Raw genomic sequence first — 16,226 nt, forward strand, 5'->3', positions numbered from 1 at the left:
TTTAATGTCCAAATAAATAAGTGTCAACCTTACAAATAACACAAAATCAGCCATTTATAGTAAAAAAAGAGTTACAAATTCATGTCTGCTCGAAGAACCTCAAAAGATAAAATATCTAGAAAAGGGCTACCGGCCTATGTGGAGGCTAAGCTTTATTTATTTTATATAATTAACTTAAATATTCATATTTAAAATTAGCCAAAATTAACCGTAAATGAGAAAAATTATATTCCAACAAAAAAGCCGCTGTGGTGCTCACAGCGGCAAAATACTATAATTCAAACAGCCGAATATTCAGGTAGCTATCAGCCTATTTCAATTCCCTCTTGGCTCCCTTCGAGTCATTAACGGTTACAGTCGAAACGTAATCCGGCAAAAACAAAGCATGGCCAGACTGCGAAAGGAACGACGACCCGTACCCTGGCTCTTCGCGCCTCGATTTGCCATTCTTTAAGTGCAGCAGTACGGACGTCTCGCCAGTTGCCAGGCCGATTTTCCGGACAGGCTTGGTTGCGCGGTGAAACCGCAGCAAGTCACGGTTCTGCGAGGTAACCGAAAGCCAGTTACCATCGGACGAAGCAACACGCACAAGTGCTTTCATATTTCCACCCGCCATATAGCCGCTCTCTGAAATGCTGAGCGGGCGGAACCCACCCTTGCCATCACCTTTGAGGATAAGCCCGTACATCGCATCATACCTTCCTACCGACACCTCGGAACCGTAATCGTTTCCTGACAGCATCAGATCCAGGTTACCGTCCTGATCAAAGTCGTCCGCAATCATCCCAAAAAGCGGAGCAAACTGCGCCTGAACAGGCAGCTCACGCAAAGCAAACTTTCCGCCGCCCTGGTTTTCTATATAGCTGCTTTTCATCCAGGTTGCCGTCAAATGCAATGCGTCTTTCAACTCTTCCGGTTTCAGAATATCCGGCAAACCCGACTCCGCAAATTTCCCATATTCCTGGAAGCGCTGGCGCACCTGGATTACCTGCTTACCCATATCGTCGCGCGTGTTGTATGGAAACTCCTTATAGGTTTCGTCCTGCGCTTTATAGAATACGGTCGGTATCGCATCGAAATAGCCATCGTTGTTAAAATCTTTCGCATACACGCTCACGGGGCGGCTTTCCGAAGCCCTGCTTAAACTATTCGTGCCCAGATTCCCCCCGATGTAATCCATATCGCCGTCGTTGTCGAAGTCACCCGCTACAAGGCTGCCCCACCACCCTTTTTGGGCCTCCAATCCTGTGGTCACCTTTTTGAATTTACCCTTTTCGTTTTTGAGGAAAGTGAGAGGCATCCATTCGCCTGCGAGTAGCAGGTCGACCCAACCGTCGTTGTCATAGTCAGTCCAAAGTGCGTCACAGACCAAGCCGATGCCTGCCAGCTCCGGCGCAGCCGCTGCTGTGACATTCGAAAAGCGCACGGTGGCGCCATTGGAGTCGTTTCGAAGAATGTAACTTGAAACCGGCTTCGGATATTTCCCGGACTCTACCCTGCCGCCAACAAACAAATCCAGATCACCATCGCGATCATAATCAACGGCCTTTACACATGATCCGTTCACCAGAAATGCGGGCAATGCGGCGACATCACGTGCAAAATGCCCCTTACCGTCATTGATATATAGCGCATTCTTCAATGCATCCGAGCCTTCCTGAATCTCATAACTTCCACTAACGATATACAAATCCAAATCCTGGTCACTGTCAGCATCGAAGAGCAACACACCCATATCTTCTGACGTTTTTTCAAAGCCTTCCGGACCAGGCAGCAAATCTGCAACCGTGAATTTGCCATCAGGCTTTTGAAGCAAAAAGCGCCCTTTATGCAAGTACGCGCCGCCCACGAACACGTCTTCCAGCCCGTCTCCGTTCACATCCCCCACCGCAAGTGCGGGCCCAAATTGAGACATTTTATGCGGCAGCAATTTTTGAACATTAAAATCGATAATATCCGTCTCCTCATGGCGATAAGGAACATTCAGCTCGTTCGTAACGTCCGTAAACAGCGGCACAACGGTTGTTTCGGCCGGCGCCGGCGCCATCACCGCATCTTTCTCGCTGACAACCAGTACCTGATTCGCCTTAACATTCTTCAAAACCTGGCTCTTTCCGCCTGGCCAAGTGATTTTTACTTCCTGTAAAGCCTTTTCGCCCCCTAATCCGAAATGCAAAACCGGCTCGACCGTGGACAGATAGCCGCGGTAAGGCGAGTTTTCCGCTACCTGCTTTTTCCCTCCTCCATAAGTGATTTCAGCAATGGCACCGATTCCCGCACCATTGTAACGATCCCCCTTAAACGCAATACGCAGATAATTGCTTTCCTCCGGCTTCAACTGGATACTATTGTTGCGATAAACCATCGCCGAGTCGTTGATATTGTTGACGATGTAGTCAAGGTCGCCATCGTTGTCAAGGTCCGCATAGGCAGCTCCGTTAGAGAAGCCAGGCGTCTCGATGCCCCAGTCGTTAGTCACGTCTTCGAAACCAAGATTCCCTTTATTTTTGAATGCAAAATTCCTGATCCTTACACTCGGAATATAATCGAGCATCATCATAGGCGCCATAATACTCGAAACTTCGTTGCGATATGCAATAAAATCCAGGTCGGTTATGTCCCTCGGGAAGCCATTTGTAATGATAATGTCACGGAGGCCGTCATTATCAAAGTCCGTAACCATCGGCGTCCAGCTCCAATCCGTTTCGGCAACGCCGCTAAGCAGCCCTATTTCACTGAAAACAGGCGACTTACTCTTACCCGAAGCGCTTCCCATATTGAGTTGCAGCGTATTTCTCGCCACTTGATACTGGTAACCGAATAAATCGTTGTTCTGATAAGTCACATAGCTATTCGCAGGTGTCATCATCTTTTTACGGCGATTGGTTGCCGGCATCATGTCCACAGCCACCACATCCACGAGGCCGTCATTGTTCAGATCAGCCACGTCGTTGCCCATCGCCGAATGCGAGGTATGTTTGAAATAATTTGCAGCCTGGTCGGTGAAAGTACCATTGCCATTGTTGATATAAAGAAGGTCGTTGGTGAGGTAATCGTTTGTAATGTACACGTCCTTCCAGCCGTCCTGGTTAACATCCGTCACGTTGATGCCCAAGCTGTAACCTTCGATCAGGATACCGGCATCTTTGGACACATTGGTAAAAACCGGATGGTTCAATTTTGCGTCCCAGTCATTACGGTACAGCCGGTCGGTGCGGCGCGACGAGCCGTCGACAATCTTCTTATGGTATTTGTTCGGGAAGTTATTATCATCCATTTCATTGACGATCAGGAACAAATCCAGATCGCCATCATTATCGTAATCAAAAAAAGCCGCATTTGTCGTGTGCGTCGTATCCGCGATCCCGTATTCCTTACCCATTTCCTTGAAAACCGGTACTTTATCCTTACCCAGGCCCTGATTGACGTACAGCAAGTTCTCGCGTTGCTTCGCGACCTCACGCACGGATGCGCACACGTAGATATCCAGCAGGTTATCATTGTTGATATCCACCAACGCCACTCCTGTCGACCATTTGTTCTCCGGTGCTACGCCTGCTTTTTCGGTAACGTCCTCGAATTTGAAATCGCCCTTGTTCAAATACAACTTGTTAGGAGCAGTATTTCCGGTAAAATACACGTCGGGCAGGCTGTCGTTATTAAAATCACCCAACGCCACTCCCCCTCCGTTATAGACGTATTCAAACGCCAGGATATTCATGGTATCGTTTTCGGCAATGCGGTTCGCAAACCGGATACCTGTTTCATCGGCGGGCAGTTCAGTGAAGGTTTTGAGTTCTTTTTTACAGGATACAAGCAGGACGGTGCCCACCAAAACAGGGAGTAAGCGCTTAACAAGCATTTGCCAGGTGCGATAAAGTTGACAGAATCAGGATATCTCGAAATTAACAAAAGGAGATGGTAAATACATACCATCTCCTATAAATTAGTCAGGTTTGAAATGCTTAGAAACCAGGGTTCTGTTTCAGGACGTCAGCGCCCTGAAGGTCGATTTGGCTCTGTGGTATCGGCAACAATTCATATTTAGCCGCGAATTTGGCACTACCCAATGCACCTGTAAGTTGTTTCGATTCGAATGTCAGGTATGCGTTGAGCTCCTTGTCGGCAACACCCCAACGTACGAGGTCGAAGAACCGGTGACCTTCCAGGTTCAGTTCCAGCTTTCTTTCAAAACGGACTGCCATGCGGGCTGCTTCCTTGTCGGTCCATGCAGTTTTGTAAGTTCCGATCACATACTTCGCTGCCGGGGCACCGCCTTTCTTCACAAAGCCGTCGGGATTAGCGGCGCGGGTACGCACCATATTCACATACTCGCGTGCCTTTTCGAGCGTCCCGGCTTCCACTTCCGCCTCGGCGGCCATCAGGAGCACATCAGCAAAACGGATTACCGTGTAGTTGATCGCCGTATAACCAGGGGTCCAGGAGCTGTTATCCTGCAACGAACCTACGTCGGTTTTGTAGTAAGCATACTTTTTGGGGCTGTATGGGCCGCCATTGGCCTGGTTACGGATCCAGTCGGCGCCTGGGTGATCGATCCAGTCGAGGAAAGGAATTCCGCGGCGACCTACCGAGTGGTCGAGCCGTGGGTCGAGGTTACCGGCGTCAGGGGTGAATTTATCTTTCGAAAGTAAACCCATATCCGACACTACCGCATTTTTATCCGAGTTGTACGAACCATCCAGCAACGGCAAGCCATTGGCATCGGTACGGTGCGAGTTCACCATTTCGAAGCTAGGCTGGAAGAAACCGCAGCAGTTACCAGGGCCGTTCGCACCCGTGTTGTAAGGCCAGTTCAGGTCAAATTCAGGGTTCGCATTATTGACGCTACCTGTGTTCGCCGCTGCCTGTACCGCAAAAACGGACTCCGAGTTGTTGTCATTCGAAGCACGGAATACGTCGGCGTACTTGGCCACCAATGCATATTTCTTGCCGTTGGTAGTCTGTCCATTCGCGATGATCTGATCAAAAAGCGTTTTGGCCTCAGGATATTTCTTCTGATAGAGATACGCTTTGGCGAGGTAAGACGCGGCTGCCCATTTGTTGGCGCGCCCTACTGCGTCCTGCGTTACCGGGAGGTTATCGAACGCAAATTTGAAATCCGCCTCGATCTTTGGCCAGAGGTCCGCATCGTTTTTCACCTTTTCAATTCCGGTTCCGTAGTCAACGGACTCATCTACATAAGGTGTGTTACCAAACGCTTTTTTCAGTTCGAAATAATAGTGTCCGCGCAAGAAGCGGGCCTCTGCGCTAATCCGCGTCTTGGTGGCATCGGTAACGTCCGCATCAGCCTTGGCCACGAGGCGCAACACGGCATTCGCACGTGAAATACCTTCGTAATTACCTTGCCATTTTTCAGAGATCACACCCTGTGTGCTCAGGTATTCATAACGCTGAATCGGGTTGATATCACTGTAATCCCCAGGGTCTGTACCTTTGTTGGCATCACCTCCGCGGATACTTCCCCAAACCCAGTTACTCGGGCTGGCCATCCTGCCACCCGCACCCTTGCCGTTAATCTGGCCGTAGACTGAGATCAGCGCTCCTTCAAGCCCTTTGGTAGAGGTAAGAAGGACTTCACTCACCGCGCCTGTGGCCGGCTTTTCCAGAAAACTCTCTTTGCAGGAGAAAAACACCGTCATAACGCCGGCGATTATCACCGCACTATTTGTTAATATCTTTTTCATCGATTCAGAATATTAATGATTCATTCCATGTAGAAACTGCCTGTCTGATAATTAGAAACCGAGGTTCACACCGAAAACCCAGCTTCTTGTTACAGGATAGTTACCCACATCGATCCCGAATTGCGTGTCCGCGTTACCACCTACACCGGGATCGAGACCCTGGTATTTGGAGATTGTGAAAATGTTGTTGGCTGAGGCATACAATCTCAGTTTCTGCATTTTCAGCTTGGCCAGCAAAGTCTTGGGCAGGTTATAGCCCAGCGAAATATTCTGCATTCTCACATAGTTGCCATTCTCTACATAGAAAGAGTTGGCTTGTGTGTTGGTACTGAAGTTGGAAGCACTTTCAAAAATAGGGATAGCTGCGCCTGTGTTGGATGGCGACCAGGAGTCTTTCACCCTTTCGCTGATGGCTGCACCGGCAAATGAAGGATAGAAGTCCGTAAACCATTTCGAAGCATTGAAAATCTTGTTACCGATAGAGGTATACATATAAGTTTCCACTTCGAAGTTCAGGTAGGTCAGTTTGAGGTTCAAACCACCTGTGAATTTGGGAACAGGGCTACCCAGGTACTTACGGTCGTCCGCGTTGATGAGATTATCGCCATTGACATCCTCATAACGGAAGCGGCCGATACCCTTGCCATCCTGCGCCGGCGCACGGTCAACTTCTTCCTGGGTCTGGAACAGGCCGAGTACATTATATCCATAGAATGCCGAAAGCGAATAGCCGAGCTGGTTACGGATCGGTTGCAGACCGCGGTAACCTGGGTTGATACCCGCCAGGTATTTGTCTCCGCCAAGATCACCGATCTCGTTTTTGAGCACACTACCGGTTACGTTCAGCTCATAGCCGAGCTTGCTGCCCGCTTTGCCTTTTGTAATGATCTGGAAGTCGATACCTTTATTGGTAATCGTTCCCGCGTTCACGTACGGAGGCGTTGCACCCGAGCCTACAACGGCCGGCACCCCTTTTTGGAATAGCAGGTCTTTGGAATCTTTTTGCCACAAATCGAGGATTACGTCCAGTTTGCCATTGAAGAATGTCGCATCGAAACCGATGTTTTTGGTTACGCTGGTCTCCCATTTCGCATCTGCATTCCCCAATTTGCTGCGGTAATAACCTTCGGCGGCGCTGGTATTGGAACCGGTAATGTCATATGCCGATGTTCCGATACCTGCCGAATAGAGGCTATACTGGTTATCAGGCCGCACGGCATTGGAGTTACCCATTGTTCCGTAACCTCCGCGAATTTTGAGGTCGCTCAGGAAAGTCACACCCTTCATGAAGTTCTCGGAGGTAACGCGCCATGCCACCGACACAGCCGGGAATACCCCGTAACGGTTGGCTGCCCCGAAACGCGAGGATCCATCGCGACGCAACACCCCGGAAACAATGTACCGGTCATTGAATATGTAGTTCAAACGACCGAAGAGTGAGTAGAACGTCACCCCATTGCTTAGCTGGCTGTTGGTAACTTTCGACGACACGTTCGACATGTTTACATAATTAATGTCGTTCGAGAACGGGTTCAAACCCGATGCCTGCAAATCGCGGCTTACGCCGGTGTTCAGCGCTTCCTGACCTACCAAAACGTCCACATTATGCAAGCCGAATGTTTTGCGGTATTGCGCCGTATTGGTCAATGTCCATGCAAAGCGGTATCCCGATCCTTCGCCGTAGCCCACTGCCGAGTTGTTTTCGGAGTTTTCGTACTGGCGGCGTGAATAGTTCCAATAAGTATAATTGTTATACTGGCCGCCCAAGCTGGTGCGCAACGTCAGGTTTTCAATCGGATCGAATTCGAGGTAAATGTTACCGAAGCCGTTCGCGTTGAAAGCATTGTTGTTTTTCATGCCGTCGCGGGTTGCTACCGGGTTCCTTGGGTTGTTGAAACCTTTCGCCGCCGTGCCTGCATAACCGCCGAATTCGTCGTAAACAGGAATGATCGAAGGCATACGGAATGCGCTCAGGATATCGTTTTCGTCGTTTGCCACACCCTGGCCGTTATTCGCTCCACCGATACCGAGTACCTGGCGATACGTTCCCTGAATATTCTCCCCGAACCGCAGATTTTTAAGGATGTTGAATTCGGTATTTACCCGGAAAGAGTAACGTTTGAAACTGTTGTTCAAAAGAATACCTTTTTGATCCTGCAAGCCCAATCCCACGAAGTAACGGCCGTTTTCACCGCCGCCGGAGAAGCCCAATGAATGACGTGTAACAGGTGCAGTCCGGGTGATCGCGTCGTACCAGTCGGTACCAGCGCGGTTTGCCCTTACCACCTGATAGACCGTTCCGGCCGTAGGATCTACATTATATTTCTTACGTTCTGCTGCCAGATCCACATTACCGGTAACGCCATACGTTCCGCCCACCATCAGGTAGTCGGGAATCACAGGCGTGGCACCAGTACCAAATTGGGGGTGCGTCCAGTTTTTATCGCCAGGTTTCCAGCCCGAATTCCGGAATGCATTCCAGGTCCAGTCTGCAAAATCAGTCGGGTTCATCATTTTCTGACCGCTGCCCGGAGTCGTGAAACCGACCAGACCATCATAGGTAACGCTCAGCTTTCTGTTGCGGGTACCTTTCTTGGTTGTATAAACGACCACCCCCGCTGCCGCCCGCGCACCATAAATAGATGCTGCCGCGGCATCCTTCAACACCGTGGTTTGGTCGATATCGTCCGGGTTGAGGAAGTCCGTTGAACCCACAGGCACCCCATCCACGATATACAATGGTTCGTTGGCTTCAAAAGAACCAAAACCGCGGACACGGATCTGGCTGTTGGTACCTGGCTGACCATTCGTAATCACCGTCACCCCCGCCACGCGGCCCTGCAATTGCTGCTCCACGTTACCGGACGGAACGGCCGTCAAATCTTTCGCTTTTACGAGCGCTACCGACCCGGAAGTTTCACGGCGTTTATCGGTCGTATAACCGGTCACCACCACTTCTTCCAATGCCGCTACGTCGTCTTCCATTTTCACATCGACCACCGTCTGGTTTCCCACAATGATCTCTTTCGTTTTGTAGCCGACAAAGCTGATGACGAGCACATCTTTGTCTGATCTGACATTTACTGCAAAACGCCCTTCCGCATCTGTGTTCGACCCGATCTGCGTACCTTTTATCAGAATGGTAGCTCCGGGAATTCCTGTGCCCGCGGGATCTGACACAACGCCAGTCACTCTCCGATCCTGAGCAATAGCTGAAAAAACTGTCAGAAAGAGGAGGAGGAAAGTGAAGAAATCCCGACCGGGACTTTTGTAGATTATTTTCATATTCCTTAGTTAGGTTAATAAATTATTAGGCATATCAAATTTATAATTATTTAATCAAATATTTATACATATAGAAGCTATGATTTTATTTTTTGACAGAATAGTACCATAAATAGCTAAAATAATGTCACATCATATCACTATCGGTTACATAAAATTTTTAGACGAAAAAAGCCCCTTAATCGTTTAAGGAGCTAATAATTGTACGATATTAGCCTATTTTGATAAAAAAAGAGTGACAAAGAGACAACCAGTATCTGTACTTTTAGGCACATCACTACATTCACTCACAAAAAGGTGAGTGACCGCAGCATCATCCACGGGAAGCACTATACGTAAGAAAGAAGAGACTACTCGTCGCGCCTCCAGTCGGCGGGGAGAAGGTTGGAGAAACGGTCGTTGCCGAGGTCACCGGCAATTTCAAAACCCATGGGCATTACAACCCACCCTTGTGGTGTTATAACCATATAGCCTTGCGGAAGTGTTATCTGCGTGTAGGCATAAGACATATCTGAATAAGGCGACCTGCCGTGCTTATTCATATTAAATACTTCCAGCTGCGTCCCTGACACCACCAATCGTTCCGTGGGTAGCTCTCCCGGGCGTACCAGGCGCATACCGCGTACCGGTTCGATCCGATTATGAACGTGATTGTTAATGGTGTTGTATCCATTGACGCTCCTCACCGATTTAAACATGCGGAGGGAATCCGGGATCACCTGAAAAACCTTGAAACCCTGCTCCTGCAAACTGTCCGACACCATGCTCGTCAGCAAGTGCTTGAGAGAACCTTTATATGCTTCCTTCTGATTGCTGCGCCATTGCTTACGCTGTGCATCGTCCTTCGGAACTAAAAGCTCGAAACGCGTGGCACCGCCATAGTAAACCTTTCCATTGAAATAGTCGAAATCATCCAGGTCCTGGTGAATGCGGTAACCCAATGCGTAGTTCTCGATAATCAAAGGCTTCGTAGTCTGTGCGCCAAGATGCCCGTCGTCGTCCTCCGAGATCCGCAATACTTCAGGGTTCAGGACTTTGCACAACTTACTGAATTTACCCCTTCCTAACAGCTCACGAATGATAATTTTCAGATGCTTCTCGCGCTTTTTATTCTTTTTGGCGACAATGGTCACGCCTTTCAGTTCCTGTCCTTCGCGTAGTTTAAAAATAACCGTCTTGGTACCTGGCTGTTCAAATCGGAGCGTTTGCTTCATAGTTTCATAGCCCAGGAACGACACAACCAATTCGAGGTTCCCGACTGCCAGATTGGGCAGGCGATAATTACCGTTTTCGTCGGAATTGGTCCCTATGGTTGAATTATTGATGAAAACATTGGCAAAAGGCAGCGGCTTCCCGGTTTTCTCGTCGGTGACCTTGCCGGTAAGCGTAACCGTTCCTGCCTGTTGTGCGTACATGCTTGTGTGCGCAAGAACAGTCACGACCAATATCAATAAGCAGCGGGTAAGGGATATGCGGTTCAAAAAGGGGTGCATCGGATATTCAAAGCTTTAAACCTCAAAGATAAACGAGGAGTTTGTAAACTTTGAACCGATACCCGAAATACCCTCCAAACGTTGCATATCCCTTTCACCTTCAGCTACGGCTTCGTTTTCAATGTAGCGGTCTTTTGGGACGAGGCATAGGAGTTTTCCGCAACAATCTCCGCAAAGATGATCGAAGTGACGTTTTTACCCTTTGGTGCGGTAATAGGCACTTTCATCACATAATTCCGAAGCTCGGCATCATATTTCTGAGCGCCGGCAGGAACAGTTGCCAGAAGTGTTTGCGATCCGGAAGCCGTCGGGGCCGAGTAGATTTTAAACTCCTTAACAGCTACTTCCGAGGTATATTCGATATTCACATTCACCGTACTGAGCGAATCTACGGTGGTGGTTGTTTGCAGCACGCCGGCTGCATTGTAAACTTTCGCATCGCCCAGCCAAACCACGGCGATCTGCGCCACCTTTCCATTGCTGACCAACAGTTCCTCGAACAAATCCGGTTCTTTATAGCAACCGGTAAGCATCATCGCTGGAATCAGGCAGGCAAGCATATATTTCAAGATCGGTTTCATATTGTTTCTGTTTGATAAAGTCTATTTGTTCATCAGCCACATCAGTACTTCTGGATCTTTCTGGTTGGCCAGCACCGTTTTGGAGTTCCGGGTAATTTCCGAATCGGGGTATTTCATCCGCTGAATGCGCTTGCCCTGCAAATCGGGATTCGGATTGGTGGGCATCGGAAAATCCAGATAATCATATTTGCGGATATCCGTCCAGATATCGCCAATCAGCAGCATGGATTTGAATTTCTCCGTAACGATTTGCTTCGCTGTCAGCCTGGAAGCACCTACGTCGATCTTCACGTCTTTCAGAAACTTGTCGATATCCGCCTGTTCAACGCCCACCTTCTTCATATTAGCAGAAATCATTTCCTGATATGCCGCATATCCGGCCGCCGAAGTGCTTCCTCCTGCATTGCCAGCCAACCTCGCCTCCGCCTCTATCCCTTTCAGCTCGGAGTAAGTCATCATTACCAGTGGCGAGTTGATGTTCGAATGCCACGCCTTGCTGTTCAGGTCCACCGTAGAGCCGCTCCCCGAGCCGGGTATAACGCCGGAATAGACCGTCTGGTTGTTTTTCAAACCTATCACTTTGGACAAACGCGGGTCTACAATGCCCTGCGCCGTGCCATTGAAGAGATCCACAATGGTATTCGAAAACGTGACCGAGAGATTGCCCGTCGTATTCGGGATAGCTACTTTACTGTACCAGGGACTGAGGTTTTTGGAATTGTATTGCAGCTGAAAATCATCTTCATTTCCCTTCATACCCTTTTCCAACGCGGCAAGTGCGCCTTGTGCGGCTTGCTGAGGGTTCCGTAGTGACCCATGCCAAAGGTAGCGGGCGCGCAAAGAATAGGCCAGCCGGGTCCATTTACCCAGATCGCCCTGATAAATAAGGTCGTCCTGGCCGGGTTTGGCACCGGTACTGCCGCTGAGCTCTGTTACCGCCTCGTCGAGGAGCTTATTCATTGTCGCATATATCTGCTCCTGCGTGTCGTATGCGGGAGAGAAATCCTTCTGATCAGCCTCGCTATATGGTACATTCTCCCAATTGGCCGTCGCCACGCCGAGGTTATAGGCCGTCAGCACCTTCGCTATTCCTACATAGGCAGGAGCGCCGTCCATTTGCCCTTTTTTGATGATCGTATTGAGTTGGGGCAATGCATAGAGGTAAAGGTTAGACCAACCTAGCGTGTTATCCGTTTCGGCATAGGTATCGATTCCGTTGGCACCCAGTGCGCTGCCCAGTTGCTGTGCATACTGGCAAGCCACATATGCCTGCTGGAAACTCGCTTCGGCGGTGTAAAACTGCGCGGTTGGCAGTAATTCCTGCATCGTTGCGTCGCCTTTGAGGGTTTCGTCGGTATTGACGTCCAGGAATTTGTCGCAGGACATCAGCGACAGCCCCAGCAAAGGCAGTATTTTGAATATGTATCTGATATTTTTCATGTTTTCTTAGAAATTGACATTGATACCCAACTGAAAACTGCGCGTTGCCGGATTATTCCGTCCCACAAAACCAATGATGTTGGTTCCGGAGCCAAATGTGAGGGCTTCCGGATCATACCCGCGAAACGGTGTATTCAAGAAGAGATTGGTACCTGTAAAACTGAACCGAATCCCTCCTTTGAAAACCGATTTGGCCAATGCAGCTTTCGGAATCGCATAGGAAAGGTTTACCGTTCGCAAGCGGAACCACGAACCATCCTGAATGTTGAACTGCGCCGAGTTGCCCATGTATCGTGCCGTCGAAGGGTTGTAGAAGGCATCATCCAGCACCACAGACTTGGTATTGGGCACATAGGTCACCGAGTTATCGGCACCTTTCTGTTCGACAACCCCTTTAAATACAACCCGTTCATAACGTCGGCCGGTAATTTCAATCGACCCTGCACGGAATGCGTTGCGCTCGCCAAGGTCGACTACATCACCGCCCTGCCGCCATTCGAGCAGAAACGAAAGCCCTATTCCACGGTAGTTAAAAGTGTTGGTAAGGCCGGCTGTCCAGTCCGGCAATGCATTGCCCCAGGGCACAGTCACCTGGCTGGTGAGCGGGAAACCGTTCGGTTGAATAAGCAACTGCCCATCCGGTGCACGCAGGTAATCGAGCCCCCATAGTTCACCCAACTTGCTGCCTTCCCGCACTTTCAGCACGCCTCGGCTGCCATTGTCGAAGTAGGAGATTTCTTCGAGCTCGTCCGGCATTTCGATCACCCTGCCCGACATTTTTGTAAAATTCAATGACATTTCCCAATTGAACCGCGCCGTCTGCACCGGCTTGAAAGTGGCCAGTAATTCGACGCCCTTGTTGCGGATCAAACCGATATTGGTATAATAAAAAGAATAACCCGACACGTTCGAAACCGGCGCACGAACGATCTGGTCCTTGCTATCCATTGTAAAATAGGTCGCGTCGAGCATGAGCCTGTTCCTGAAAAAACGCAGCTCGGTACCGAATTCAATAGAGGTGGTACGCTCGGGTTTGAGGTTATCCGCTGCGGTGGTGGACCGCCGGACATAGCCGGGCACCGTATTGCCGAAAGGAAAGTTATCGGCTAGCTCATAATACACGCCTATCACGTACGGGTCCGTGCCCTTACCCACCTGCGCCCACGACGCACGGAGCTTTCCGTAGCTGAGGATATTGTTTTTAGGCAGGTTTTCTGTGAAAATATACCCGGCGCTGAATGAGGGATAAAAAAACGAGTTATTGGCCTTGGGAAGCGTCGAAACAATGTCGTTGCGGCCGGTCGCATTCAGGTAAAGCATATCTTTATAACTCAGCTTGGCATCCGCGAAGAAGCTCACAATGCGGTATTGCAGCGGCGAATAGAAGCGTTTTTGCTGATTACGGTAACTGCTGATCTCGTCGGTAAACGGTGCCTTCCAGCCTTCACCGCGTTCGTAATAGCTGTCGGGGCGTTTGCTGCCTACTACCGAATTCCCGACCATCAGCGAGCCATTCCAGTTTTCGTTGAACTGCTTCGTCGCTGTGACATACAGATTAGAATTGATTTCTCGGTAATTGATATTTTCCTTGATTAAAAACCCCTTCACGGCTGTACCCACATCGAAAGTACTATCGACCTGCCGCTTGCGCCGCTCGTTGAAAGCGTCCATGGTAATCTGGTATTTGGCCGTGAGCCAGTCGGTAATGTTGTAATTCAATGTGAGGTCGGCAATGTAGCGGTTGACAGCGTCGATCCGCGGGCTCTTCTTGACGAGGTAAACCGGGTTGTCGGTAAAACCGGGCAACAAGTTCTTGTACGATCCGTCAGGATTCAGGTAATCGTTCACGTCGTAAGTATTAGGCCAGTACGACAAGGCGCTGAACACCGACTTATCTCCGGCAGGCGGGCGCTTTCCGCCGGAACGGATGTAATTGAACGAGCCCGAAGCCGAAAGGCGCTTCGTCAGATTATAGGTACCGGCGATTTTCGCGGAGGTTCGTTCGAAATAGGTTGCTGGTACGATGCCTTGCTGGTAGTTATGCCCCGCCGAGACGTAAATATTGCCCTTTTCGCTGCCTTTGGTGAGCGTAATATTGTTGTTGGTACGAAAACCCGTTTGATAAAACCCGCGGAAGTTGTCGTAAATGCGGTCGGTGGTGTTACCGATCACCGACGGCCCGAACGATTGGTAAGGCGTCCGTTGACGCACTTCGGTAGGCGAAATGAACTCTCCGAAGCGGCCTTGCAGGAAGCGCGTCTGAATATCCGGTGATTTCCCCAGCACATCCACCCCACCCGATAGCGACAGTGAGATATTCAGCTTACCCGATTTCCCGCGCTTGGTGGTAATGATAATGGCACCATTCGAGGCCCGCAAGCCGTAAAGCGCCGTTGCCGCAGGGCCTTTCAATACAGAAATGCTTTCAACGTCGTCGGGGTTGATGTCGGCGGCGCGATTTGTATTCGCAAACTGCTCGGAGGCACCGGGAGAAGCCGAACCTGCACTGGGCAACGGGTTACCGGCTGTGGTAGCGTTGCTGATGATAATGCCGTCGATCACAAACAGCGGCTGATTATCGGCACTCCCGCTGAGCGACGTAATTCCCCTGAGGATGATATTAACGCCGGCACCTGGCGCACCGCCCGAGCCGGTGATCACCGCGCCTGCAATCTTGCCCTGCAATGCGCCTACCATATTCGGATTGCCCGATTCCTTAATTTCATCGGACCGGATCGACTGCACCGAATAGCCGATCGCCCGCTTTTCCTGCGTCTGCCCGAGCGCTGTAACCACCACCTCGTCGAGCATCGACACATCGGCTTCCATTTGCACATTCAATACACTCTCACTACCGCGCGTAATCTCCTGTTTTTTAAAACCGATGAAGCTAAAAACGAGTACTGTACCAGGCTTTACATAAATCGAATATCTGCCGTTCGCATCAGTTAACGTTCCGTGAGAGGTACCTTTGGCGTTCACACTTACGCCCGGCATTTCAATTCCATCTTTGTCCGTGACTTTGCCGGCCACCGACCCATCTTGCGCCCATGCAACATTCCAGCAGAATGCCATCGTCAGGCACAACCACATTGAGTTGTTGTGAAGTAGTTTTTTCATCATCAATTAGCTAGGTGTCGTTACATGATACCTGTAATTTACAATTCGTTCTTTAAAAAGTATCACTTATAGTTTCCATAAGACAACAAAAGGTAACATATTGATTACCCAGCGGTTCATTGGAAGCCGCCTTGTGTACGTATTTATTTTCAAGTTTTCCATCAAAAAATATAATTACTAGAAAAATAGTTTGTTAACTATAAAAATAGTTTCATATTTACGATATGGAATTTGAAAAGCTGACCAACAAAGAAGAAGAAGTGATGCAGGTGCTATGGAAGCTGGGCGCTGCATTTGTGAAAGACATGCTTCCGCTTTTTACCGAGCCGAAATTGCATTACAACACCGTTTCGACCATTATCCGGAACCTGGAAGAAAAGGGCTATGTATCGCACCGGCAATTCGGGAATACCTATGAATATTTCCCGGTCGTGAAGCAGGAGGATTACCAGAACCATTTTGTGCTGGGCAAAGTCGTTGGAGGGTATTTCAACGATTCCTACAAGGACCTGGTTGCCTATTTTGCAAAGCAGGAAAAAGTGACTCCCGACGATCTGCGCGAGATCATCCGGATGATCGAAGAAGGAGAGTAGAGTATTGAT

Annotated in this window: 8 protein-coding genes; 1 reads left to right on the plus strand and 7 read right to left on the minus strand. The window is 49.5% G+C overall.

Going from position 1 to position 16,226, the window contains the following annotated elements; translation table 11 throughout:
* Window positions 1–310 precede the first annotated feature (310 nt).
* The 7 genes from CLV60_RS14450 to CLV60_RS14480 form a co-directional block, all read right to left on the minus strand.
* Window positions 311–3,862, minus strand: a complete 3,552-nt coding sequence (locus CLV60_RS14450) for a VCBS repeat-containing protein (protein ID WP_106596072.1) — start codon at window positions 3,860–3,862, stop codon at window positions 311–313.
* Between the two features lie 103 nt (window positions 3,863–3,965).
* On the minus strand, window positions 3,966–5,705 hold the full coding sequence (locus CLV60_RS14455; protein ID WP_106596073.1) for a RagB/SusD family nutrient uptake outer membrane protein: 1,740 nt from the start codon (window positions 5,703–5,705) through the stop codon (window positions 3,966–3,968).
* A gap of 51 nt (window positions 5,706–5,756) precedes the next feature.
* Window positions 5,757–8,990 (minus strand): SusC/RagA family TonB-linked outer membrane protein, encoded by a 3,234-nt coding sequence (locus CLV60_RS14460; RefSeq protein WP_106596074.1) that lies wholly within the window; start codon window positions 8,988–8,990, stop codon window positions 5,757–5,759.
* 350 nt (window positions 8,991–9,340) lie between these two features.
* On the minus strand, window positions 9,341–10,405 hold the full coding sequence (locus tag CLV60_RS14465) for a carboxypeptidase-like regulatory domain-containing protein (protein WP_229210971.1): 1,065 nt from the start codon (window positions 10,403–10,405) through the stop codon (window positions 9,341–9,343).
* Window positions 10,406–10,587: 182 nt separating this feature from the next.
* Window positions 10,588–11,064, minus strand: a complete 477-nt coding sequence (locus CLV60_RS14470) for a hypothetical protein (RefSeq protein WP_106596076.1) — start codon at window positions 11,062–11,064, stop codon at window positions 10,588–10,590.
* Between the two features lie 21 nt (window positions 11,065–11,085).
* Complete coding sequence (locus CLV60_RS14475; protein WP_106596077.1) at window positions 11,086–12,504, minus strand: SusD/RagB family nutrient-binding outer membrane lipoprotein; 1,419 nt, start codon at window positions 12,502–12,504, stop codon at window positions 11,086–11,088.
* 6 nt (window positions 12,505–12,510) lie between these two features.
* Complete coding sequence (locus CLV60_RS14480; RefSeq protein WP_106596078.1) at window positions 12,511–15,627, minus strand: SusC/RagA family TonB-linked outer membrane protein; 3,117 nt, start codon at window positions 15,625–15,627, stop codon at window positions 12,511–12,513.
* Window positions 15,628–15,848: 221 nt separating this feature from the next.
* Between CLV60_RS14480 and CLV60_RS14485 the strand changes: the two genes are divergently transcribed.
* A complete protein-coding gene (locus tag CLV60_RS14485) occupies window positions 15,849–16,217 on the plus strand; it encodes a BlaI/MecI/CopY family transcriptional regulator (protein ID WP_106596079.1) in 369 nt (122 codons plus the stop codon).
* Window positions 16,218–16,226: the final 9 nt, after the last annotated feature.

It is taken from the genome of Dyadobacter jiangsuensis (assembly GCF_003014695.1).
GTDB classification, from domain to species: Bacteria; Bacteroidota; Bacteroidia; order Cytophagales; family Spirosomataceae; genus Dyadobacter; species Dyadobacter jiangsuensis.